Raw genomic sequence first — 24,989 nt, 5'->3', positions numbered from 1 at the left:
AAAGAAATTAGTTGTAAAGTTCAAAACAGAAGTCTATTTACTTCTATTTATAGCAAACACTAAGGTAGAATTCGGGATAATTTTAATTGACTTAGTAGATTTTATATCGTTTAATACAATTTCTTTTGTAACTCGGATGATCAAATATTCAGTGCTTTTTTCTGATGTATACGAATATTCAAGACCATTAATAATTTGTTCACAAGCACCATCAATTACTGAGAGTTCGTAATGAACTCCTTGTAAGTAAATAGCTAATGCGTTAGCAAAAGCGTAAGTTTGATATATTATTTTTGTTCTCCCACTAGTTGTTTTTCCTGTGTATTTTTTATAACTAATATCGTAAATCTCATGTTCATCTTTTTCAATGTCTAATTCTGCATAACTGCCTTGAAAGTCTAGTAAAAGCTCTTTGTTTTGTGTGTCCTTTACAATTAAAACACCGTTAGCTGTTCCGTTAAAATTTCCAGATTCTAAACCCTGAAAAACAGAGTTGAATTCATGATTATCATTAACTGAAATAGCATAGTTTTGACTCAGTAAATTGAAGGTTGTAAAAAGGAAAAAGAACACAAGTTGTAGGGTGTGTTTTTTCATAACTAATGTGAGTTCGATTTAAGAATATGTTTTTTTAGCATATAAACCAATGGATTACGTCCTTACGAGGAAGGTACGACGAAGTAATCTTTCTTTTATATAGCAGATTGCCACAAAAAACTCCATTAAATTCCATTTTTTTCGCAATGACTTCCTTAATTTACAAAGGTTATCAAGATAGAGTTATTCACGTTAGCTATATTTTTTTGTTAAAGACAATTAAACTTTTTTAGCTCTTTTAGCTAATTGTTTTCTTAAAAAATGCACCCAGAAATTCCATTTGGTAGATTTTTGAGCTGATGAAAAGTTATTCTCAAGTTTGTCAAATCCATCTTCAATAAGTGCATTATGTAAAGAACGAATGGCTAATCCCCAAATAAAAGTTCCTTTACCTGCGGTATTCATATCAATGGTATGCTTTATTTCTGTTGTATTGTTGGGCAGTTCTTCAATTTCAAACTTATGAATTCCATTAAACCCAGTAGGTTTTGAAAATCTAAATTGAATAATTTGTTCAGGATTGTATTCTTCTATGGTGTAACGGATAGGACCGTGTCCGCCTTTAGCACCTACTTTAATTCCTTCTTTAAACTTCATGGCAGGCCATTTCTCTTTTGGCCAAATTTTATCGTTTTCAGTAGCTAAGGTTTTTAATAGTTCAACCACGTTGCTTTTAGGTTGATTTATGGTGCGTTTGTGAATGTTTAGTACTTTCAATTTGTTGAATTTCTTAAGAGTTGTTAGGTATGTTTAATTTGGTATTACCTAGTAAAAATAGCTAATAAACAAGTAGGGTAGGTGTTACTTTTTGTTAATTTTAATTGAAAGTTTTCTAGGGCTGTAGATTGTATGACAAAATGAGTGCTTTGACTGTTTAAATTGATAAATAGTTGTTTTTTATGTACAAAAAGAATAGTAAAAGAGTAGATAGATTTGTGATGGAATCAAGAATAAATATTTGATTAATGATTTCAAGGTGAAGCTCGAAAAACCCAATTTTAAATAGAGTAGAGAATTTTAAATTTTTATTATTATGCCATATAGAAGTGTTGCTAATCAATCGGGGCAGACAGTTAATGTTTTATTTCATGATGAGGTACCTCCTCGTCAAGGATTAAGGCCAGTTCCTTTAAGGAATGGAGGAACTCTAACGTGGTCTACTAACTATATTACTTATGACGGTTTAGAGGTTAGTAGAGATTCAGGTGATGGAGTTTATACCATTGATTAGAATTTAAGCTAAAAAACCTGATGTAGGATATTTGCATCAGGTTTTCTCTTTTTGATTATATGCTACTGCTAGTTTTTAAAACTAGTAACGTAAAAAATGGTCTTTTTGTAATACTATTTTTAGCAGTATATATAGTCAGTCAAGCATTAGTTAGTGCTTTTAATTACTCATTTTCGTGCGATGAGGGGAACAGTCTTCTGTTGACGTTTTAAAATGTTTAGCAGATGTGTTTGGGTAGCTATTGATTACATTGTAAATGGTACTTTATAAGAAAAAGTAGAAAATACATAAAGTAATATTGAGCCTATACACTAGTGCGAGAAGGTTTTGTTGCGTTGAGGAATGGCCATACACTAGTGCGAGAAGGTTTTGTTGCGTTGAGGAGTGGCTATACACTAGTGCGAGAAGGTTTTGTTGCGTTGAGGAATGACTATACACTAGTGCGACAAGCTTTTGTTGCGTTGAGGAATGGCTATACACTAGTGCGACAAGCTTTTGTTGTGTTGAGGAATAGCTATGACTAGTACGACAAGCAAATTATTCGGTTCGCTGCTGTGTTTCTGTAGTCCATTGATGCTTTCCCACGGTTCGCTGCTATATTTCCATAGTCTGTTGATACATTCTCACGAGTTATTTTTGTTGAAGTATATGCTAAACGTATAGTATTCGAATAATATTCGTTTATTCTAATTTTTATTTTATGAAATATAGGTTTACCATTTCTGTGTTTATTGGCTTAGTATTAAAGTGGTTTGAAGTTAAGGTGTTTGCAATTAGTTGTTTGTGGGCTTAAATTGAAGTTGAGTTATTTTGTGGTTTTTAATTAGTGAAAAACTAGTAGATTTGTAGATAATGGGAATAAACACATTGTGTTTATCTTTTCGTTGGGCATAATACAAAAGAGCATTCACGAATATTTCGAACTATGGATAAAAGATTATTGACATTTGGATATAGTATTAATCAGATTCAAGGATTAACTGATATTAAATATAGCAATTATACTCTCAGCTACACTAGTGAAAAACGGTGGGAGAATAAACTGAGAAAAGTTGAAGAAATGATTGCTAATAATGAATTACAATGTATTCTTTTTGTAGTAAGTAGGTATCTGATAGATGAAATTGAATCGTTAGGAATGACGCGATTTCAGGAATTATTAAATATTTGTGCGAAAACGAACTGCTTTATTGCAATTCAGGAATATTTACAAGAAGACAAACCTCTATATTATGATTATTTAAAAGATAGAAAATTGACTATTGAGGAATTGAAGGAATTTGCCATACAAGAGGAAAAGGAGTTTAAATCAACAAGACCATTAAAATCAAAACCCTTTATACCTAAAGAGGAAATTGCTCCATTTGACATAGAAGAATTACTTGATGAGAATCCATTTACTGCTAAGGATAGTTCTGAAAAGTTCGTCTCTGATTATAGAAGGAAATTGGAACTCCTAACAGATACAGAGAAGGTTCTTCCCAAAGCTAAAAAGATAATTGATACCCTTAAATCCTCTTTTGAGGATGTAATGGTTTTTAGGTACTTAAGTCAAATCTATGATTATGTGAAAAGTGAAATTATTGAGCGCTTTTCGAATGAGATTTTAAATATCTATATTCCAAGGCAATACGGCTTTAAATTTGAGTTTGATGACTTCATTCAAGTTTTTGAAAAGTATCTAAAAAGTGTAGAGCAACTTAATATCTCAGTTGAGATTAATGAAACACAGAAAGGTGTTAATTACAAGTTTATATCAAATGATTTAGTTGAACGTATTTCTGATTTGCCTGAAAAGTTTCAGCGGTTCACAAACTTTATCGATATATGTGAAAAGGAACCAGAACAAGCCCTGAAGCTTTTAGAGACAAAAAATATTGCTCCCAAACAAGCTCTTGAAGTTATTCAGCGATTATCTAAAAAATATAAAAGGTTAGTTCTTGATATTCAACAACAACAAGAGAGACTTGAGCTTGCTTATAAACAAGAGGTGCAATCAGAACTTTTTGAATATGGGTATTCTGATACTCCTTTTAGTTTGGTTAAAAAAAGCTTTTCTGTTGAGTCCCTTGATACGATATATAAACCTAATGAAGACGAACAAGAATTTATTAGGATAGTACAAACACATAGTAACGATATTGATGTAACAAACTTAAAATCTGATTTAGGGATAATAAATGACCCAGAAATAAAGCAAGATGACAGAAAAAGGTCAGCATATAAGTTAAAAAAAGTATTGGGTAAGTTACTTAACAAAGGACTTGAACATGCTGAAAAAATAGCTATTGATGCATTGATGACATATATTAATAGCAAAGTAGGATAAAGTACTATGCCCAACAATAAATATACGTAATGCGAGGCGATTTTATAAACTTGAGCATTAAAGCAATTAATAAACAATATAGCTGTTTGATAGTGAAGTGCCCCTGCTCCCGCTAGTTTCTATAACTAGTGGCGGATACGAGTAAGAAAATACAATCATCATTGTATAAAACCAATTTTATCTATTACTAAAACTGTATTGTCATCTTGGAAGTTCCTTGCACTAGAATATTTCCAATCTTCTATATTAGTTACTAAACCACTTACTACTGGATTATTATGAATATAATCTATCTTTTGTTTAATTACTTTTTCACTCCATAACTCTATTGGTTTATTATGCTGTTGCCAAAATTGATATTTTGTAGTAGTGGCGTTCTTTTTTCCTGCTCGTTCAAACATCCATAACAACCATTCTTTTCTGCTTTCTTGTTGGTTATTCTTTATTGTTTCTACTACTTTTTTGGAGGTATGACGTTTAAAATCTCTTAATAATTCTTATGGCTTTGATAAGGAGGAGCGAAAAATAAAATGTACATGACTTGGCATAAAACAATAGCAATACAACTCCATTCCTTTTTCTCTTCTACAATAGGTTATGCTTTCCGCTAAGATATCAAAATATACTTGTCTTGTAAATTCATCTATCCAATGAACCGTAGCAAAACTGACAAAATATAATCCTGATTTGTTATGAAATTTATAGTTTCTACTCATAGCAATGCTAAAGTAAAAAAAACTACACCAATTTGTCTAAAATTAAGATAGTGATTTATATTTTATTGCTTACTCATACGCTCCACTAGCAAATGCTAGCGGTAGCCACTACTTTTTTGTTACTCATTCTAACAGGATTTTGGGGAATACCCGAAAACCTCCCGACTCATGCAGGAAGCTTTCGGATAAAAATAAAATTGTATTTAAAAGGTGTTTTTAAGTGTTTGCGTTAAACTTTTTTCTAATAGCATCTATACATAAATTACCAATACTACCAGCATGTGTATGTACTTTAGAAGTATCAGGAACATAAGTGTTGTTTTGCACAGCACCTCCAATAGTTTGATAAGCCTCTCTAAAGCTTACACCGTTTTCAACAAGCGTGTTGATGTTATCAACGGTAAATAAATACTTATACTTTTCATCATGAATATCAACATCATGCACCACAACTTGCTGAATAGCGTAGTTAAAAATGTCTAGAATATCCTTTACATCTTCAAAAGCCGCAATGCTATTTTCCTTTAATAATTGATAATCTCTATGGTATCCACTAGGAAGATTATTTGTAATTAATAACATTTCGGTTGGCAACGCTTGTATTTTATTACACTTACCACGTAACAACTCAAAAACATCAGGATTCTTTTTATGCGGCATAATACTACTTCCAGTAGTTAACTCGTCAGGAAAAGAAATAAAATTAAAATTCTGACTATTATACAAACAAATATCCATAGCAAAACGTGCTAACGTATTGCATAAACTAGTTAATGCCATAGCAATAGTACGTTCACTTTTACCTCTACTCATTTGTGCTGCTACCACATTGTATTTTAAGGTAGCAAAATCAAGTTCTTTAGTCGTAAATTCTCTATCAATAGGAAAAGAACTTCCGTAGCCAGCAGCAGAGCCTAGTGGGTTTTGATCCACTATTTTAGTAGCTGCTTTTACTAAATGTACATCATCAATCAATAATTCAGCATATGCAGAAAACCATAAGCCAAAAGAAGAAGGCATAGCAACCTGTAGGTGTGTATAACCAGGTAATAATTGGTTTTTATGTTGTTCCGCCAACTGTAATAACGATTCAAAAAGTACAAGTACCTTTTCAGTTACTTGTTGTAAATTATGTTTATAATATAATTGTAGGGCAACCAAAACTTGATCGTTTCTAGAGCGTGCTGTATGAATTTTTTTACCAACTTCACCATACATTTCTGTAAGTGCAAATTCTATTTTAGAGTGTACATCCTCAAATTGAGGCTCTATTACAAAAGAACCATTGGTTACTTGTTCTTGTAATATTTCAAGACCTTCCGTAAGCTGTGCAAGCTCTTCTTGATTAATAATACCAATTTTTGCCAGCATTTTAGCATGTGCTAATGAAGCAGTAATGTCATAAGAAGCAATAAAAAGATCAATTTCTCTATCATTACCAACGGTAAACTGCTCTATTTTTTTATCTATGTTAATGCCTTTGTCCCAAAGTTTCATATCTGAATATCAGTTTTAATGTTAAGTAGAGAATTATAGTTTAGTGTTTGCTAACAAAATTCTCCAGTGTGCTTTTAATCGCAGAGCGATAACCAAGGTTTTAATTATTGGAAAGGTGAGTTTTATATTGATTTTTAATTTTAGTAGTTTATTAAAACAATACTCTACTTAATAACTTTATATATAAATCAATACCTTCCTCAATTTCCTGTATATAAATAAACTCATCCGCGGTATGAGACCGTCTGCTATCTCCAGGGCCTAATTTTAATGATGGGCAACTCAATACTGCTTGATCTGAAAGAGTAGGAGAGCCATAAGTTTCTCTACCTAATGCTATTCCGGCTTGTACTAAGGCATGTTCTTTAGGAATAGAAGAAGAGTTTAAATTTAAACCTCTTGGTGTTATGCTAGTACATGGAGCATGTTCTTGTAAATAATTACTAATTTCTTGATTTGTATATTGGTCATTTACACGCACATCTATTACTAATTCAACATTAGCAGGTACCGCATTATGCTGTTTACCAGCATTTATTTGTGTTACTGTTAGCTTCACATCGCCTAAAGTTTCCGAAGTTTTTTCAAAATTAATATTTTGAAACCATTGTAATACTTCTATGGTATTGTATATAGCATTGTTATTGTTAGGATGTGCAGCATGACTAGGAGTTCCTTTTACTTCAGCATCAAACACTACCAATCCTTTTTCAGCAACTGCCAATTGCATCAAGGTAGGCTCACCAACAATAGCAACATCTATGTTAGGCAAAGTAGCCAGTAAACCGTTTAAACCATTAGGCCCACTACTTTCTTCTTCTGCTGTGCCTGCAAAAACTAAATTGTATTGTAGGTTAGATCGTTCATAAAAATAAGTATAGGTAGCTAATAAAGAAACTAAACAACCACCAGCATCATTACTTCCTAGTCCAAATAGTTTCCCTTCTTCAACTATGGCTTTAAAAGGATCTTTAGTATAACCATTGTTAGGTTTTACAGTATCATGGTGTGAGTTTAATAATAAGGTAGGTTTGTTTTCATTATAATTGGGAGTTACAGACCATACATTGTTATTAGTTCTAGTATATGGAATATTAAATTCTTTAAACCAGTTTTCTAATAACTGAGCAGTTTTATCTTCCTCAGAAGAAAAAGAAGGAGTTTCTATTAAATTTTTTAATAGTTGAATAGCTTTGGTAGTGAGTTGCTTTTCCATTATAGTACGAGCGATGTGTGTTTGGTTTGGTTGTGAAGTAACATGGTAGTTTTACCAATGTGTACCCTATGCACCTTATGTTGTAAGGCATGGAAACAATTATCTAATTTAGGAAGCATTCCTTCAAAAATGATATTGTCTTTTTTTAATTGTTGATAGCTTTCTGAGGTAATTTTTTCAATTACAGAAGTATCGTCATTAATATCTATGAGCACTCCGTTTTTTTCAAAACAGTAATACAGCTCTGTGGTATATTTTTCTGATAAAGCAATGGCTATTTCAGAAGCAATAGTATCAGCATTTGTATTTAGTAGTTGTCCGTTAGCATCATGAGTAATAGCACAGAATACTGGTGTCATATTGTTTTGAAGTAATAACTCAATAGGTTGCGTATTTACTTTTAAAATATCTCCAGCATAGCCATAATCTATTGGGGTTGAAGGACGTTTTTCTGAAAGAATAGTATTTCCGTCACTGCCAGTTAATCCCATACAATTAATAGACTTAGCTTGTAGTTTTGCTACAATATTTTTATTGATTTTTCCAGCATATACCATCGTTATGATATCTAAGGTGGCTTTATCAGTAACACGTCTGCCATCAATCATAGTAACCGGAATGTTTAGTTGTTTAGCTAGTTCAGTAGCTAATTTACCGCCTCCATGTACCAAAATTTTAGGTTCTTGAATGGTTGAAAAATGCTGTATAAATTCGGTAAGCGCATTTTCATCATTAATAATAGTACCACCAATCTTAATTATTTTTATAGTTTTCATGCGTTTTGTAAGATTTGTTGTAATACTATTTGAGCAGCATAGGTTCTGTTATTGGCTTGTTCTATGACTAAAGAGTTGTTACTATCTAAAACAGCATCTTCAGCAACTACATTTCTTCTAATAGGTAAACAATGCATAAACTTAGCATTGTTTAACTTTTCCTGAGTAACCATCCAATGCCTATCTTTATTAGTTACCTGTCCATAATTATTATAAGAACTCCAGTTTTTAGTGTAAATAAAATCGGCGTTTTCAAAAGCCTTTTGCTGATTGTATTCAATAGGAAAGTCTTTAGTAACCTCAGGATTTAACTCATATCCCTTTGGATGCGTAATGGTAAACTCAACATCCATTTTGTGCATAAGGTGTACAAAAGCATTGGCTACAGAATGCGGTAAAGCTTTAGGATGTGGAGCCCATGACAATACTACTTTAGGTTTCTTTTTAGGGCTATTTTCTATAATGGTAATCGCATCAGCTAGAGCTTGTAATGGATGGTCTGTAGAGCTTTCCATATTAATAATAGGAACTGTGGCGTATTTTACAAAACTGTTAATTACAAATTCAGAATTATCTTTAGACTTGTTTTCCAGAGAAGGAAAAGCTCTTACAGCAATAACATCGGCGTATTGTGATACTACTTTAGCGGCCTCTTTAATATGTTCAGAAGTGTTTAAATCCATAATAGTACCATCTTCAAATTCTAAATTCCAAGTATTTGAAATGTTTAAAATACTTACATTCATACCCAAGTTTTTAGCCGCTTTTTCAGTGCTTAATCTTGTACGTAAACTGGCATTGAAAAAAAGCATTACTAAGGTTTTGTTTTTTCCAAGTTCTGAAAATTGAAAAGGCTGTTTTTTTAATTGAATAGCCTTATCAATAGTTTTTTTAAGATTTTGAATGTCTTGTAAACTTACATATTGTTTCATGGCAAAAGTGTTTTTAATTCTTCTTGTAGTGCCTGTATAAATACATCAATATGTGCTTTTTTAACACATAAAGGTGGTAATATTCTAAGCTGATTAGGGTTCTTTGAGCTTCCTGTAAAAATGTGGTGCTTAAAAATTAAGTTTTTTCGTAGCTCTGCAATAGGAAAGTCAAATTCTATCCCAAGCATTAAGCCTCTACCTTTTATGCCTTTTATTTGAGGAATGTTTTTAAGCTGCGTTATAAAATAGCCAGAAACTTGCTGTGTGTTATCTAATAGTTGTTCGTTTTCAATAACTGATAAAACGGCTAAAGAAGCGGTACAAGCTAAATGATTACCACCAAAGGTAGTGCCTAACATTCCATAAACGGCTTTGATGTTTGGATGAATTAAAATGCCTCCAACAGGAAAACCATTTCCCATACCTTTGGCCATTGAAATAATATCTGGCTCAATACCGTGTTTTTGAAAAGCAAAAAAATCGCCAGTTCTTCCAAATCCACATTGAATTTCATCAGCAATTAAAAGCGTATTGTATTTTTTACAAAGCTCAGAAAGCTGTTGAAAGAATGTGGTAGAAGCTTCATGTAATCCGCCAATACCTTGAATCGTTTCAATGATTACAGCACAAATATCATTGTTTTGAAGAGCTTTTTCAACCCCGTTTATATCTTCAAAATCTAAAAAAACTACTTCTTGTTGCTCATTAATAGGCGCAATTATTTTGGGGTTATCAGTAGCGGCAACAGCCGCTGAGGTTCTTCCGTGAAAAGAGTTTTTAAAAGAAATGACTTTCTTTTTTTTAGTGATAAAAGAAGCTAGTTTTAGTGCATTTTCATTCGCTTCAGCACCAGAATTACAAAGAAAGAGTTGATAGTCTTTGCAACCTGAGACTTCTCCAAGTTTTTGTGCAAGCTTAGATTGTAAAGGATTTTGAACAGCGTTGCTATAAAACCCTAATGTGTTTACTTGTTCACTTATATTGTTAACATAAGTTGGGTGAGAATGTCCGATAGAGATAACGGCATGGCCTCCATATAAATCTAAATATTGGGTGTTGTTTTCATCGTATACATATACATCAGTAGCCTTTACAGGAGTGATGTCAAATAGGGGATACACATCAAATAAACTCATATTTGTTCTTTTTTAATGTTGTTAATTTTGTTAAATGAAGCTACCATTCCTTGAATAAGAGCAGCGCTTAAACCTTTGTGTTCCATTTCGTTTAAACCTTCAATAGTGCAGCCCTTTGGAGTAGTAACTTTGTCAATTTCTTCTTCTGGATGATTTCCAGTAGTGATTAACAGGTTGGCGGCTCCTTCACTAGTATGCATGGCTAATTCTTGTGCTTCTTTTGCATCAAAACCTAGTTGAATAGCAGCCTGAGTAGTTGCCCGTATTAAACGCATCCAAAAAGCAATTCCGCTAGCGCATATAACAGTAGCAGCTTGCATTTGAGTTTCGGGAATAATCATTGAACTTCCTAACTGGTTAAAAATGGTAGTAGCTATGTTTATTTGTTCTTTCCCTTTAGTATTGCTACAAATACAAGTCATAGATTTTCCAACTGCGATAGCTGTATTAGGCATAGATCTAATAATAAAATTATCAGCACCAATAACTGCTTCTATTTTAGAAATAGAAAACCCAGTAATAGTTGAAACAATTACATGATTTGTTGTTAAGTAAGGTTTGCTTTCTTGAAGTATGTTTTCAAAATGCCTTGGTTGTACAGCAAAAATTAAAATATCTGACTTAGTAATGGCTTCTTGGTTATCAGCTGTAATAAAAACATTGGTGTATTCTTTAAACTCATTTAGTTCTTCAATGTTTCTTTTAGTTAAATATAAACTATCAAAACCATTGTTTTTAATTAATCCTTTGGCAATAGACTTCCCTAAATTTCCAGTTCCTATAATGGCTATCTTCATAATGTTTGCGTTTAAAAATAAGTGGCTTTAAGTTGAATTCCAGTGTGTTCCTCAAGTCCAAGTAATAAGTTCATATTCTGGACAGCTTGTCCAGAAGCACCTTTTAATAAATTGTCAATAGCACTGGTAATTAATAGTTTATTTTGATGCTTGTGTAAGTGAATTAAACATTTATTGGTGTTTACTACTTGTTTTAAATGTATAGGATTGTCTGAAACAAATGTAAAAGGAGCGTCTTTGTAATAGTTTGTATATAAGTTAACCGCTTCTTCAATAGTTTTATCAAATTCAGTATACAAAGTAGCATAAATACCTCTAGAGAAATCACCTCTATTAGGTAAAAACAAAATATCCGAATTAAATCCATTTTGCATACTATTAATAGTTTGATTAATTTCTCCTAAATGCTGATGTGTAAAAGGTTTGTAATAAGAAAAATTATTATCTCTCCATGTAAAATGAGTGGTGGCAGACAAGGAAGTTCCTGCGCCTGTAGCTCCAGTTACAGCATTAATATGAATGTCTTTATTTAAGGTTTTAGCATTAGCTAATGGCAATAAAGCTAATTGAATTGCAGTTGCAAAACAACCAGGATTGGCTATGAAATTAGCTTTTTTAATTTGTTCTTTTTGAAACTCAGGTAAACCATACACAAATTGCTTTCCTTGAAAATTACTATCATTTTCAAGCCTAAAATCATTACCTAAATCAATAATTTTAGTGTTTTCAGAAAAAGAATAATTTTCTAAAAACTTTTTAGAATTCCCGTGTCCTAAACATAGAAATACAATATCAACTTGTAGATTCACCTCGCTACTAAACTTTAAATCAGTAGAACCAACCAAGTCTTGGTGAATATTAGAAACTTTATTACCAGCATTTGAGGTGCTAAAAATAAAATTGATACTAGCTTTAGGGTGTTGTAATAATAATCTGATAAGTTCTCCGGCAGTATAACCTGCGCCGCCAATAATTCCTACTTGTATCATGTTTATTGATTTACTTGTTGATAAATTTTATTTTGATTACCTAGTATTTTAATAAAACCTTTAGCTTCTTCGGCAGTCCATTTATTGTTCATTTCACCATAACTTCCAAACTTAGTATCCATTAAATCATGAGGAGAATCAATACCGTCTAATGTAAAATGGTAAGGCTTCAGTGTGATAAATACATCGCCAGATACTTTAGACTGACTGTTTTTTAAGAAAGATTCAATATCTCTCATTACAGGATCTAAGTACTGACCTTCATGTAAATGCATTCCATAAAAGCTAGACAAATACTCCTTATGTTGTAACTGCCATTTTGTTAATGTATGTTTTTCTAGTAGGTGATGTGCTTTTATAGTAATCAAAGCAGCAGCAGCTTCAAAGCCAACTCTACCTTTAATTCCTACAATAGTATCGCCAACATGAATGTCTCTACCAATTCCAAATTTAGAAGCAATAGCATTAAGGAAACTAATTGCTTCAACAGGAGTTTTATTTTCTTTATTTATAGCAACAAGTTCGCCTTTTTCAAAAGTAAGTTGTATTTGTTCAGGACTAGTTTTTTCAAGTTGAGAAGGATAAGCGCTTTCTGGTAAAGGTAATTTAGAGGTTAGTGTTTCATCACCGCCAACACTCGTTCCCCATAAACCTTTATTTATTGAGTATTTGGCTTTTTCCCAAGATAAATCTATGCCGTTATTGTGTAGGTATTCAATTTCCTCTTGCCTAGATAATTGTTGGTCTCTTATAGGAGTAATAATATTAATTTCAGGAGCAATGGTTTGAAAAATCATATCAAATCTTACTTGATCATTTCCAGCACCCGTACTACCATGAGCAATATATTGTGCGCCAATACTTTTAGCATAATTAATAATTTCTATGGCTTGAACAATACGTTCAGCACTAACTGAAAGTGGATAGGTATTGTTTTTTAAAACATTACCAAAAATTAAGTATTTAACTACTTTGTTGTAAAAACTGCTAACAGCATCTATGTTTTTATAGGTAGTTGCACCTATAGAAAGCGCATTGTGTTCAATATTTTTTATTTCTTCAGAAGAAAAACCTCCTGTATTTACGCTAACAGCATGTACCTCATATCCTTGTTTAGATAGACTAACAGTACAATAGGATGTATCTAAACCTCCACTGTATGCAATGACTAATTTTTTCATTTATATTCTATTTAGTTGCGTGTTTTTTTAAATAAATGTGTTCTTTAATTCTTTTTAATCTGTTGAAAACTTTTTCTTTAACTTTAGTTTTTTCTAAGGTTTCGTTAGGGTCAAATAACATGCCGGTACAAAGACACATTTTTTGCTGTGTTCTTTGTAGTACGTCATAGTTAATACAAGTTTGACAACCTTTCCAGAATGATTGATCTTCAGTTAATTCAGAAAAAGTTACGGGTTTATATCCTAGATTAGTGTTCATTTTAATAACAGCTAATCCAGTAGTAATACTGAATATTTTTGCATTGGGGTATTTGGTTCTTGATAAATTAAAAATGGTATGTTTTATTTTTTTAGCAAGCCCCAAACCTCTATAACTAGGATGAACAATTAGCCCTGAGTTAGCAACAAATTTTCCATGTTCCCAAGACTCGATATAGCAGAAACCTGCAAATTTTTTACCATCAAGAGCTATTACAGCATTCCCTTGTTTAAGTTTGGATATGATGTACTTTGGGTCACGTTTGGCAATCCCTGTACCTCTTTTTTTAGCTGCATCTTCTATGGTGTCACAAATAATTTGTGCATATTTAATATGAGATGCATTTGTTGTAACAATTTTCATTGTTTTAAATTAATTTAAAAAGAATTTGTTGTTTGGTTATTTGAATTGAAGAAGGAATCGGACGCACCTAAATTCCATAAATATATAGCACCCTTACGGGCGAGGTCGATTAAAGTTAGTTAAAGAAATTTTAGTAAAGTTCTTATTACTTTCCTTAATTATTATGTATATCGTTAAAAAATATATTGTAGTTATCAAAACAGAAAAATTAAATTATATAAATACTTCAGTATAGGGTAGGTGGTAATCTGCGCTTAACTATGACCGCACAAACAAACTGGGTATATGTATATATAACTTAAGTTGCATAACGCCACAAATGTATAAATTAAATTATATTGTCGTGTAAAAAAAATGTAAAAAACAGGTAAAATTATGTTTCTAATGAATAAAAGATGATTATTTAAACAAATATCTGTTAATTGTTTAATTTTTGTTTTTTTTTATTGAAGTTTGGATATTTTAGAAATATTTTTAGATATTTGCCACATATATGAAGAAACAAGTATTAAATATTATCTCTGTCATTATTGTCATTGTCATTATCTCAATAGGATAATAAGGGAGTTATATTTGATGTACTAAAATAAAATACTAAAAAAGCTTCCTGAATTCAGGAAGCTTTTTTAGTACAACAAAACGGCATGGTAAAAATAGTAAGAGTAATTATTATAATTATAGTCATTATTAACTTTTTTAAAAGTTGATACTGGATGTTTATGTAAATAAAAAAAGCCTGTATCAATTAAATTGATACAGGCTTTTTTTATAAAGTGAATATCATTAGTGGTTTTAAGTTAAATTGTTGTTTTTAAGTGTTTTAGATGTTTTTTTTAAATATTAGGAATCATTACTTAAAAGAAATTAAGAGTAAAACGATAAATCAATAAAATAATTTCGAATAACAAAACTATTAAGTATGTATAGTAAGAAAGAAATAATAAAATCAAGAAAACAATGAAATTATCTGATTAATAGTTTTTTATAAATGGCTAATGATAGAAGAAGTTTAGTATTAATAGTAGCTAAGAATTAAGAGTAAGAGAATAACAAAAGACAAACAAAATATAAAAACAAAGCTTTTAAAAAAGAGCTGATAAAACTAAAAATGGAATTAAACAAATTTAGTAAGAGAGTTACACAAGATGATACCCAGCCAGCGGCACAAGCAATGTTACATGCATTGGGATTGTCTAATGAAGATTTAAAAAAACCTTTTATTGGAATAGCTAGTACTGGTTATGAGGGGAATCCTTGTAATATGCATTTAAATGACCTAGCTAAGTTGGTGAAAGAAGGTACTGAAAATGTTGATTTAGTTGGATTGATATTTAATACAATTGGAGTTTCAGATGGAATTTCAATGGGAACACCAGGAATGCGTTTTTCGTTACCGTCTAGAGATGTAATTGCAGATTCAATGGAAACAGTTGTGCAAGCAATGTCTTATGATGGATTGGTAACAGTGGTAGGGTGTGATAAAAACATGCCTGGAGCTTTAATGGCGATGCTTAGGTTAAATCGTCCTTCAGTTTTAGTGTATGGAGGTACAATAGCTTCAGGGTGTCATGAAGGTAAAAAGTTAGATGTGGTTTCGGCATTTGAAGCTTGGGGAGAGAAAGTAGCTGGAAAAATAGATAACGAAGAGTACCAAAGTGTTATAGAAAAAGCTTGCCCAGGAGCTGGAGCTTGTGGAGGAATGTATACGGCAAATACTATGGCGTCAGCAATAGAAGCTTTAGGTATGAGTTTACCTTATAACTCTTCTAACCCAGCAATAAGTGAAAATAAAGAAAATGAGTGTGTGAAAGCTGGGGAAGCGTTAAGAGTATTACTAGAGAAAGATATTAAGCCGTCAGATATTGTAACTAAACAATCGTTAGAAAATGCAATTCGTTTAGTAACGGTTATGGGTGGGTCTACAAATGCTGTATTACACTTTTTAGCTATAGCTAAAGCAGCAGATGTAGAGTTTACATTGAAAGACTTTCAACGAATTTCTGATGAAACACCTTTCTTGGCTGACTTAAAACCAAGTGGAAAGTTTTTAATGGAAGATGTACATAGAGTTGGAGGAACACCAGCGGTTTTAAAATATTTACTAGATAAAGGATTATTACATGGAGATTGTTTAACAGTAACAGGTAAAACTTTAGCTGAAAATTTAGCTGAAGTTCCAAGTTTAACTGAAGGGCAAGAAGTGGTGAAACCTTTGGAAAGTCCTATTAAAGAAACAGGACATTTAAGAATGTTGTATGGGAATTTAGCACGAGAAGGTTCTGTGGCTAAGATAACAGGTAAAGAAGGTTTGTTATTTAGAGGTAAAGCTAAGGTATTTGAGGGAGAGTATGCTGCTAATGATGGAATTCGTGATGGAAAAGTAGAACGAGGAGATGTCGTGGTTATTCGTTATGAAGGACCTAAAGGTGGACCAGGAATGCCAGAGATGTTAAAACCAACGGCAGCTATTATGGGAGCAGGTTTAGGAAAAGATGTTGCTTTGATTACGGATGGTCGTTTCTCTGGAGGAACTCATGGGTTTGTAGTAGGACATATTACACCTGAAGCTCAAGAAGGAGGGGTAATAGCATTAGTGAAAGATGGAGATTTAATAACAATAAATGCAGAAACTAATACTATTAATGTTGAAGTTTCTGATGAGGAGTTAGAAGAAAGAAGAAAGGGGTGGCAAGCACCACCTTTAAAGGTAAAACGTGGTGTTTTGTATAAGTATGCAAAAACTGTGGCATCAGCATCTAATGGATGTGTAACAGATGAGATTTAATTTGAAAAAATAAAAAGCTTATAGCCAAAAGCTAATAGCACAAAGCAAAATAAAATGGCAACAAAAACAGAAGAACAAACTAAAGAAATCTTGAATCAAACAGAAAGAATATCAGGAGCAGAAGCGGTAATCAAGTGTTTACTGGAAGAAGGTGTAGATGTATTATACGGATATCCAGGAGGAGCGATTATGCCTGTTTATGATGAGTTTTATAAGTATCAAGATAAAATTCATCATGTATTAACTAGACATGAGCAAGGAGCAACACACATGGCACAAGGTTATGCTAGAGTGTCAGGGAAAGTAGGGGTTGCAATAGCTACTTCAGGTCCAGGAGCAACAAATTTAGTAACTGGTATCGCAGATGCACAAATTGACTCAACTCCTATGGTCTGTATTACAGGTCAGGTTGCAGATCATTTATTAGGAACAGATGCTTTTCAGGAAACTGATATTGTTGGAATTTCAACACCAGTAACTAAATGGAATTATCAAATCACTAAGGCTAGTGAAATTCCAGAAGTAATGGCTAAAGCTTTTTATATAGCGCGTTCAGGACGCCCAGGACCAGTGCTTATTGATATCACAAAAAATGCTCAGTTTGAAGAGTTTGATTTTTCTTATGAAAAATGTACTTCTGTTAGGAGTTATAAAGCAAAACCTGAAGTTGAAGAGGTGAAGCTAAAAGAGGCTGCGGCTTTAATAAATGCAGCTAAAAAACCTTTAGTGGTTTTTGGCCAGGGAGTTATATTGGGTGAGGCAGAGGAAGAATTTAAAGCGCTTATAGAAAAAGCTGGATTACCATCTGCTTGGACTATTTTAGGGTTGTCTGCTTTACCAACATCTCATCCATTAAATGTAGGAATGGTTGGTATGCATGGTAACTATGGGCCAAATAAGTTAACAAACGAATGTGATTTGTTAATTGCTGTTGGAATGCGTTTTGATGACCGTGTAACAGGAGATTTAAATACTTATGCAAAACAAGCTAAAGTAGTGCATTTTGAGATAGACCCAGCAGAAGTGGACAAGAATGTGAAGACAGAGGTAGCTGTTCTTGGAGATGCAAAAGTGAGTTTGGAAAGAATATTACCTTATATAAATGAAAATAAGCATGAAACTTGGTTGGAAGAGTTTAAAAAATACGATGCAATTGAGTTTGATAAAGTAATAAAAGATACTTTATATCCTGAGAAAGAAGGTTTGACAATGGGAGAGGTAATAAAGGAGATAAACAAGGCTTCAGGAGGAGATGCTGTTATTGTTTCTGATGTAGGACAACATCAAATGTTTGCCTGTAGATATGCTGAGTTTAATAAAACAAAAAGTAATGTAACTTCAGGAGGTTTAGGTACAATGGGGTTTGCTTTGCCTGCGGCTATTGGAGCTAAAATGGGAGCGCCTGAAAGAGAGGTTGTAGCTATAATTGGTGATGGAGGTTATCAAATGACAATACAAGAGTTAGGAACTATTTTACAAACAAAAACAGCTGTTAAAATTGTTGTGCTAAATAATGAATTTTTGGGCATGGTACGTCAATGGCAACAGTTGTTTTTTGACAAAAGGTATGCGTCTACAGAAATGATAAATCCAGATTTTGTAGCGATTGCTAAAGGATATCATTTAAAAGCAAACAGGGTAACTAAAAGAGAAGATTTAACAAGTGCAGTAGAGGAAATGATGAAAGCTGATGAAGCTTACTTTTTAGAGGTTTGTGTAGAGAAAGAAGATAATGTATTTCCAATGATACCAACAGGGGCATCAGTGTCAGATATAAGATTAGAATAATTATGGAAAATAAACAAACATATACCATTTCAATTTATACCGAGAACAATATAGGTTTATTGAATAGAATTTCAGCAATTTTTCAAAGAAGACATATTAATATTGAGAGTGTAAATGTGTCTAAGTCTGAGATAAAAAGTGTATCTAGATTTACTTTGTTAGTTAAATTAACTGAAGAACAAGTAAAAAAAATATTAGGACAGCTAGAGAAGCAAGTAGAGGTGATTAAAGCATATTACCATACAGATGATGAAACAATATATCAAGAATCTTGCTTGTTTAAATTAAGTACAGATTTGCTTACTGAAAATGATGATATTCAAAAAATAATAAACAGTAGTAAATCAAGAGTAATTAATATAAATAAAGATTTCTTTGTTTTGGAGAAATCAGGAACAAAAGAAGAAGTAGAAGAATTGTATCATATCTTAGATAACCATGGTATAATGCAATTCGTAAGATCAGGTAGAATAGCAATAACAAAAGCAGAAATGCCTGTTTCAGAAATGCTAAAAGCACTAAAATAAAACAATAACACAACAAGAAAATATAATATAAACAAACAATGGAAAATTATTTTAACCAATTATCTTTAAGAGAGCAGTTAGAGCAATTAGGGAAATGCAGATTTATGGAGGCTTCTGAGTTTGAAGATGGAATCAAAGCTTTAGAAGGAAAAAAAGTAGTAATTGTAGGATGTGGGGCTCAAGGATTAAACCAAGGGTTAAATATGCGAGACTCTGGATTAGATGTTTCGTATGCGCTACGTGCAGCAGCTATAGAGGAGCAACGTCAGTCTTATAAAAATGCAACTGAAAATGGTTTTAATGTAGGGACGTTTGAGGAGTTGATTCCAACAGCTGACCTAGTTTGTAACTTAACACCAGATAAACAACATACAAGAGTTGTAAATACGGTAATGCCTTTAATGAAAGAAGGAGCAACATTGTCATATTCTCATGGATTTAACATTGTGGAAGAAGGAATGCAGATCCGTAAAGATTTAACTGTAATTATGGTTGCGCCTAAGTGTCCAGGTTCAGAAGTGAGAGAGGAGTATAAAAGAGGATTTGGTGTACCTACATTAATGGCTGTTCATCCAGAAAATGACCCACAAGGAAAAGGATTTGATCAGGCTAAAGCTTATGCTTTTGCTACAGGAGGAAATAGAGCAGGAGTTTTAGAATCTTCGTTTGTAGCTGAAGTAAAGTCAGATTTAATGGGAGAGCAAACTATTTTATGTGGTGTGTTGCAAACTGGTTCTATTTTATCATTTAATAAAATGGTTGAAGAAGGAATTGAGCCAGGATATGCATCTAAATTAATTCAGTATGGTTGGGAAACTATCACAGAAGCATTAAAGCATGGAGGTATTACTAATATGATGGATCGTCTGTCTAATCCAGCTAAAATTAAAGCATATGAAGTGTCTGAAGAATTGAAAGATATTATGCGTCCATTGTTCCATAAACATATGGATGATATTATGTCTGGTCATTTCTCTAGAACTATGATGGAGGATTGGGCTAATGATGATAAAAACTTATTATCATGGAGAGCAGCTACTGGCGAAACTGCTTTTGAAAAAACAGCACCACAATCAGGAGAAATAAGTGAGCAAGAATATTTTGATAATGGAGTATTAATGGTTGCTTTTGTGAAGGCAGGAGTTGAGTTGGCTTTTGAAACAATGACTGAAGCTGGTATCATTGATGCTTCGGCATATTATGAGTCACTTCATGAAACACCATTAATTGCTAATACAATTGCACGTAAGAAGTTGTTTGAAATGAATAGAATTATTTCTGATACAGCTGAATATGGATGTTATTTATTTGATCATGCTTGTAGACCGTTATTAGTAGATTTCATGAAAACAGTTTCTACTGATATTATTGGAAAAGCATACGGAGAAGGTAATGGGGTAGATAACCAAAGATTAATAGAGGTTAATAGTGCAATAAGAAATCATCCAATCGAAGCTACGGGAACAGTTTTACGTTCTGCAATGACAGCGATGAAATCAGTAAAAACAGAAGCAAAAGAACCAGCTTTAGCTTAATAAATGAAAATCGAAACGGAAACATATTATCCTAAGTTGGCAGATATACAGAGTGCAGCTTCTACCTTGAAAGAGGTAGTTGCTGTAACTCCACTGCTGCCTAGTGCAACTTTTTCAGCAAGATATAAAGCAAACATACTTGTAAAAAGAGAAGATTTACAGCAAGTACGTTCTTATAAAATTAGAGGAGCTTATAATAAAATCAGTTCTTTAGCAAAAGAAGAATTAGTAAATGGTATTGTTTGTGCTAGTGCGGGAAACCATGCACAAGGAGTGGCTTTGGCTTGTAGTAAAAAACAGATTCAAGGTACTATTTTTATGCCAGCTCCAACACCAAAACAAAAAGTTGAGCAAGTAAGAATGTTTGGAGGAGAATATATAGATATTCAACTAACAGGAGATACTTTTGACGATGCATATAACGCTGCAAAATATGTTTCAGATAGTTTAGGTAAAACGTTTGTGCATCCGTTTAATGATGAAAAGATAATTGAAGGGCAGGGAACTGTAGGTTTAGAAATTATAAATCAATGTGAGAAGCAGATTGATTATGTTTTTGTTCCTGTAGGAGGTGGAGGATTGGCTTCTGGACTATCTAGTGTTTTTAGGGTGTTATCTCCAAAAACTAAAGTAATAGGGGTTGAACCTAAAGGGGCGGCTTCAATGAAGTTGGCTATTGAAAACAATAAAAACCTAAAGTTAGATAAAATAGATAAGTTTGTTGATGGAGCAGCTGTAAAACAAGTTGGAGATTTAACTTATAAAATATGTAAAGAGAATTTAAGTGATATGATTACTGTTCCTGAAGGGAAGGTGTGTCAAACAATTCTTGATATGTATAATAAAGACGCGATTGTTGTTGAGCCAGCAGGGGCTTTAACCTTGGCGGCTTTAGATGAGTTTAAAGATGAAATAGAAGGGAAAAATGTGGTGTGTGTTATAAGTGGTAGTAATAACGATATAACAAGGACAGCAGAGATAAAGGAAAGGGCTTTGTTGTATGGTGGTTTAAAACATTATTTCATAATTCGGTTTCCACAAAGAGCTGGGGCTTTAAAAGAGTTTGTAATGGATGTATTAGGGAAAAATGATGATATTACTTTTTTCGAATATTCTAAAAAAACAAGCAGAGAAAATGGTCCAGCTGTTGTAGGTGTTGAATTAGAGAAAAAAGAAGACTTAGCACCATTAATGACTCGTATGAAAGAAAGAAATTTTTACGGAGAATATTTAAATGATAAACCTAATTTGTTTGAATTTTTAATCTAACAAATTGTAAGTTAATATTGAGTAGAGAGCCGCTTTTTAAGCGGTTTTTTTGTTTTATGAATTAAGTTGTATAAAATATTGATAAGGTAGTTGTAAGGGCTAATATAAATAGCTTTAAATGTAAAGTTTTTCATAATACAAACAGATGAAATGTATTCGTTTAATAGAGGTAACATTGTTTTATGTCTTTATTGGAAGTATGATCCTGGATCAATACTCAATTATTTTGATAACCGAAGTACAAATGTATTAGTGGAATGGTTCAATGCGAAAATAAAAGCTTTTAGAGCGCGGTTTAGAGACCTAAGAAATGTAGAATTCTTCTTATACAAATTAACTCAGGTTTTTGTATAACCACAACATTTAGAAGTGATCCAAAAAAATAGCGTATACCAAACTAGCGCATTGGTTTAAAGAAGTGGAAGATTCAGGATTTAAAGCTTTTAATATTGTAGCAAACTCAATAGCTCTAAATTATCAATCAATACTCAATTATTTTGATAATAGAAGTACAAATGCAGCGGCAGAATCTTTTAATGCTAAAATCAAAGCTTTCAGGGCACAATTTAGAGGTGTGAGAAGTATAGAGTTCTTTCTCTATAGATTAACTCAAATTTTTGCATAACCACAACAATTGAGAATGATCCGAATGATCCCTTGTTTGGAATATATGTGTTTTTTTAACCAAAAAACCCAAACTTAAAAGTTTGGGTTTTGGTGGTGGTGCCTCCAGGAATCGAACCAGGGACACAAGGATTTTCAGTCCTTTGCTCTACCAACTGAGCTAAGGCACCATTGGTACTTAGTTTAGTAGCTTTTATATAAAGCTCACAATGTGAAATCATGAGCTTTATTTTTGTGGTGCCTCCAGGAATCGAACCAGGGACACAAGGATTTTCAGTCCTTTGCTCTACCAACTGAGCTAAGGCACCAGTTGCTACTTTTACTAAGCGGATGCAAATATACAATCGTTTTTCAATTTACCAAAATAAAAGAAGTAAAAAATCTATCGTAACTTTGGAAACTTATAAAATTATACCATGTTTTTAATAATTGATGTAGGTAATACTAGAATAAAATTAGCTGTATTTGAGAAAGATATCTTAATTCATAAAACCATTTTTAAAAAAGAAGAAATTTTTAAAAAAATTTTAAAAATTAAAGAAAAGTACTCAATAAAAAGTAGCATAATATCATCCGTAGCGTCTTTTAGCCCTGAAGAAACTATTAAAATAAAGGAGTTATTAGAACCGATATTTCTAAATAATGAGACTAAAGTGCCTTTTAAAAATTTATACAATACTCCAAAGACGTTAGGGGTGGATAGGATAGCATTAGCTGCAGCAGCAGTGAAAAAGTATCCCAATAAAAATTGTTTAGTTATTGATGCAGGTACTTGCATAACTTATGAATTTATTACAAAAACAAAAGAATACCTAGGAGGAGCAATTTCCCCAGGAATTAGAATGAGGTATAATGCACTGAATAATTATACATCTAAGTTACCATTATTAGAGCCTACAGAAATAACAAGTATTATTGGGACAAATACCCAAACATCTATTCATTCTGGAATTGTAAATGGAGTATACAATGAAATAAATGGGCTTATTAATCAATATAGAGTTAAATATCAAGATTTAACAGTAGTTTTAACAGGAGGAGACACAAATTTCTTGTCAAAACAATTTAAAAATGTCATATTTGCCCATCCAAATTTCGTTTTGGAGGGATTACACACTATTTTGATATATAATATAGCGGATGATTAAGAGGTTTATAATAGGATTATTTTTAGTAGGAACAACTACAATTAGTGCACAACGTAATAGCGCTTCACCTTATTCTTATTTTGGAATTGGAGAAAATTTTGACCCAGTAACTGTTGAACAGTCGTCAATGGGAGGAATAGGGGTAGCATTAAAAGATAGCTATCACTTGAATTTTACAAATCCAGCAGCTAATGCAGATTTAAGATATGCAACTTATGCTTTAGGAGGAAACTTAACATTTTTAACACTTAAGGAAGCACAAGCTTCTCAGTCAGGAAATTCGACAAGTTTAAGATATGTTTCTTTAGGTTTCCCTATTGGTAAAAAAGCAGGTTTTTCTGCAGGGTTGCAACCTTTTTCTTCAGTAGGATATTCATTAGTGAATAGAATTTATGATGGATCGGGTAACATATCTTCATTGACAAAATTTACAGGGAGTGGAGGAACAAATAGACTATATGGTAGTTTTGGTATGTATGTGTTAGATGGTTTATCGTTAGGACTTGAAGCCAGTTTTATATTTGGAAATATAGAAAACAGTATTGTCAATCAAAGATCGGGAGTAATGTTAGCTACTAAACAAGAAGAAAAACTTAATATTAAAGGAGGGCAGTTTAAATTTGGAGCACAATATAAGAGAGAGCTTAAAAATAAGTTAGAGCTATCTACTGGAGCATCGGTAACTTTTGAAAGTGATTTATCAGCAAGAGGAAATGAACGATTATATTCATTAACATTCGCAAGCAGTGGAGCAGAAAGTCCTAAAAAATTATCGTATGATACATCTGTATCAGGAAACATTACATTACCATTTAAAGCTGTTTTTGGTGTAGGATTAGGAAAACATAACAAATGGTATGTTGGATTGAATCAGGAATATCGTGAAGCAATTGCTAATTCAAGTGGCATTAATACTACAGCAAGTAGTTTTCAGTATGAAAAAGGAAATAAATTTTCTTTAGGAGGATATTACATTCCTAAAAAGAATTCTATTTCAAGTTATTGGGATAGAGTTGTTTATAGAGCTGGGGTTCGTTTTGAAAAAATAGGTGTTTTAGCAGATGGAACTGGAACAGGGCAAAATTTAACATCAATAAACGATTTTGGCATAAATGTTGGTTTTGGTTTACCATTACCAAAGCAATTATCCAATGTTAATCTTGGGTTTGAGTATGGTCAAAGAGGAACTACTAATAATAATTTAATTAAAGAGAATTATTTCAATATAAAACTAAGTTTATCTTTAAACAGTTTTAATTGGTTCCAAAAGAGAAAAATAGATTAATAAAAAACA

General features: G+C 32.4%; 22 protein-coding genes, 2 tRNA genes and 1 pseudogene. 11 read left to right on the top strand and 14 right to left on the bottom strand.

Annotated features, from left to right (window positions below; all coding sequences use genetic code 11):
- Positions 1–33 precede the first annotated feature (33 nt).
- Entirely contained in the window at positions 34–597 is a 564-nt protein-coding gene (locus ABNT65_RS08015) for a hypothetical protein (RefSeq protein ID WP_348747621.1), read from the bottom strand.
- A 219-nt stretch (positions 598–816) separates the two neighbouring features.
- Positions 817–1,314, bottom strand: coding sequence for a hypothetical protein (locus tag ABNT65_RS08010; RefSeq protein WP_348704706.1), 498 nt, complete (start codon positions 1,312–1,314; stop codon positions 817–819).
- Between the two features lie 316 nt (positions 1,315–1,630).
- Between ABNT65_RS08010 and ABNT65_RS08005 the strand changes: the two genes are divergently transcribed.
- Together ABNT65_RS08005 and ABNT65_RS08000 are read left to right on the top strand one after the other, a co-directional pair.
- The gene (locus tag ABNT65_RS08005; protein ID WP_348738932.1) at positions 1,631–1,828 is read left to right on the top strand and encodes a hypothetical protein; all 198 of its coding nucleotides are present in this window, start codon (positions 1,631–1,633) and stop codon (positions 1,826–1,828) included.
- Between the two features lie 925 nt (positions 1,829–2,753).
- Positions 2,754–4,157: a hypothetical protein gene (locus tag ABNT65_RS08000; RefSeq protein ID WP_348747620.1), complete on the top strand. Its 1,404-nt coding sequence runs from the start codon at positions 2,754–2,756 to the stop codon at positions 4,155–4,157.
- A 158-nt stretch (positions 4,158–4,315) separates the two neighbouring features.
- Here ABNT65_RS08000 and ABNT65_RS07995 read toward each other — a convergent pair.
- The 10 genes and pseudogenes from ABNT65_RS07995 to ABNT65_RS07950 form a co-directional block, all read right to left on the bottom strand.
- Positions 4,316–4,873: pseudogene (locus tag ABNT65_RS07995) on the bottom strand (REP-associated tyrosine transposase).
- A gap of 216 nt (positions 4,874–5,089) precedes the next feature.
- Positions 5,090–6,370, bottom strand: a complete 1,281-nt coding sequence (argH, locus tag ABNT65_RS07990; protein ID WP_348747619.1) for an argininosuccinate lyase — start codon at positions 6,368–6,370, stop codon at positions 5,090–5,092.
- A 151-nt stretch (positions 6,371–6,521) separates the two neighbouring features.
- On the bottom strand, positions 6,522–7,586 hold the full coding sequence (locus tag ABNT65_RS07985) for a M20 family metallo-hydrolase (RefSeq protein ID WP_348704714.1): 1,065 nt from the start codon (positions 7,584–7,586) through the stop codon (positions 6,522–6,524).
- Positions 7,586–8,362: an acetylglutamate kinase gene (argB, locus tag ABNT65_RS07980; RefSeq protein ID WP_348704716.1), complete on the bottom strand. Its 777-nt coding sequence runs from the start codon at positions 8,360–8,362 to the stop codon at positions 7,586–7,588. The genes ABNT65_RS07985 and argB overlap by 1 nt, the downstream gene beginning before the upstream one ends.
- Positions 8,359–9,294 carry an acetylornithine carbamoyltransferase gene (locus ABNT65_RS07975; RefSeq protein WP_348704717.1) on the bottom strand — a complete coding sequence of 312 codons (936 nt, stop codon included), beginning with the start codon at positions 9,292–9,294 and terminating at the stop codon, positions 8,359–8,361. The genes argB and ABNT65_RS07975 overlap by 4 nt, the downstream gene beginning before the upstream one ends.
- Positions 9,291–10,430: an aspartate aminotransferase family protein gene (locus ABNT65_RS07970; RefSeq protein ID WP_348747618.1), complete on the bottom strand. Its 1,140-nt coding sequence runs from the start codon at positions 10,428–10,430 to the stop codon at positions 9,291–9,293. The genes ABNT65_RS07975 and ABNT65_RS07970 overlap by 4 nt, the downstream gene beginning before the upstream one ends.
- Positions 10,427–11,227: a pyrroline-5-carboxylate reductase gene (gene proC, locus ABNT65_RS07965; protein WP_348704721.1), complete on the bottom strand. Its 801-nt coding sequence runs from the start codon at positions 11,225–11,227 to the stop codon at positions 10,427–10,429. Before proC ends, ABNT65_RS07970 begins: the two co-directional genes overlap by 4 nt.
- A gap of 11 nt (positions 11,228–11,238) precedes the next feature.
- Positions 11,239–12,216: an N-acetyl-gamma-glutamyl-phosphate reductase gene (argC, locus tag ABNT65_RS07960; RefSeq protein ID WP_348747617.1), complete on the bottom strand. Its 978-nt coding sequence runs from the start codon at positions 12,214–12,216 to the stop codon at positions 11,239–11,241.
- Positions 12,217–12,218: 2 nt separating this feature from the next.
- The gene (gene argG, locus ABNT65_RS07955; RefSeq protein ID WP_348747616.1) at positions 12,219–13,397 is read right to left on the bottom strand and encodes an argininosuccinate synthase; all 1,179 of its coding nucleotides are present in this window, start codon (positions 13,395–13,397) and stop codon (positions 12,219–12,221) included.
- Between the two features lie 7 nt (positions 13,398–13,404).
- Positions 13,405–14,019, bottom strand: coding sequence for a GNAT family N-acetyltransferase (locus tag ABNT65_RS07950; RefSeq protein WP_348704727.1), 615 nt, complete (start codon positions 14,017–14,019; stop codon positions 13,405–13,407).
- Positions 14,020–15,127: 1,108 nt separating this feature from the next.
- Between ABNT65_RS07950 and ilvD the strand changes: the two genes are divergently transcribed.
- The 7 genes from ilvD (at position 15,128) to ABNT65_RS07915 (ending at position 22,548) form a co-directional block, all read left to right on the top strand.
- Positions 15,128–16,804, top strand: a complete 1,677-nt coding sequence (ilvD, locus tag ABNT65_RS07945; protein ID WP_348704729.1) for a dihydroxy-acid dehydratase — start codon at positions 15,128–15,130, stop codon at positions 16,802–16,804.
- Between the two features lie 54 nt (positions 16,805–16,858).
- Positions 16,859–18,592, top strand: coding sequence for a biosynthetic-type acetolactate synthase large subunit (ilvB, locus tag ABNT65_RS07940; protein WP_348747615.1), 1,734 nt, complete (start codon positions 16,859–16,861; stop codon positions 18,590–18,592).
- Between the two features lie 2 nt (positions 18,593–18,594).
- Complete coding sequence (gene ilvN, locus ABNT65_RS07935) at positions 18,595–19,119, top strand: acetolactate synthase small subunit (RefSeq protein WP_348704732.1); 525 nt, start codon at positions 18,595–18,597, stop codon at positions 19,117–19,119.
- 38 nt (positions 19,120–19,157) lie between these two features.
- A complete protein-coding gene (gene ilvC / locus ABNT65_RS07930) occupies positions 19,158–20,654 on the top strand; it encodes a ketol-acid reductoisomerase (protein ID WP_348704733.1) in 1,497 nt (498 codons plus the stop codon).
- 3 nt (positions 20,655–20,657) lie between these two features.
- Complete coding sequence (ilvA, locus tag ABNT65_RS07925; protein WP_348747614.1) at positions 20,658–21,923, top strand: threonine ammonia-lyase IlvA; 1,266 nt, start codon at positions 20,658–20,660, stop codon at positions 21,921–21,923.
- Positions 21,924–22,073: 150 nt separating this feature from the next.
- Positions 22,074–22,277 (top strand): transposase, encoded by a 204-nt coding sequence (locus ABNT65_RS07920; protein ID WP_348704737.1) that lies wholly within the window; start codon positions 22,074–22,076, stop codon positions 22,275–22,277.
- Positions 22,278–22,305: 28 nt separating this feature from the next.
- Positions 22,306–22,548, top strand: coding sequence for a transposase (locus tag ABNT65_RS07915; RefSeq protein ID WP_348704977.1), 243 nt, complete (start codon positions 22,306–22,308; stop codon positions 22,546–22,548).
- A gap of 93 nt (positions 22,549–22,641) precedes the next feature.
- On the opposite strand, the gene ABNT65_RS07910 is transcribed toward ABNT65_RS07915, so the two are convergent.
- Positions 22,642–22,717, bottom strand: a tRNA-Phe gene (locus ABNT65_RS07910).
- A gap of 65 nt (positions 22,718–22,782) precedes the next feature.
- Positions 22,783–22,855: transfer RNA gene (locus ABNT65_RS07905), tRNA-Phe, on the bottom strand.
- Positions 22,856–22,963: 108 nt separating this feature from the next.
- Between ABNT65_RS07905 and ABNT65_RS07900 the strand changes: the two genes are divergently transcribed.
- Positions 22,964–23,695, top strand: a complete 732-nt coding sequence (locus ABNT65_RS07900; RefSeq protein ID WP_348747612.1) for a type III pantothenate kinase — start codon at positions 22,964–22,966, stop codon at positions 23,693–23,695.
- Entirely contained in the window at positions 23,688–24,980 is a 1,293-nt protein-coding gene (locus ABNT65_RS07895; protein ID WP_348738912.1) for a hypothetical protein, read from the top strand. The genes ABNT65_RS07900 and ABNT65_RS07895 overlap by 8 nt, the downstream gene beginning before the upstream one ends.
- The last annotated feature ends 9 nt before the right edge of the window (positions 24,981–24,989 follow it).

This window comes from Tenacibaculum sp. 190524A02b (assembly GCF_964036645.1).
GTDB lineage: Bacteria > Bacteroidota > Bacteroidia > Flavobacteriales > Flavobacteriaceae > Polaribacter > Polaribacter vairaonense.
This window is presented reverse-complemented; position numbering and strand designations above follow the sequence as displayed.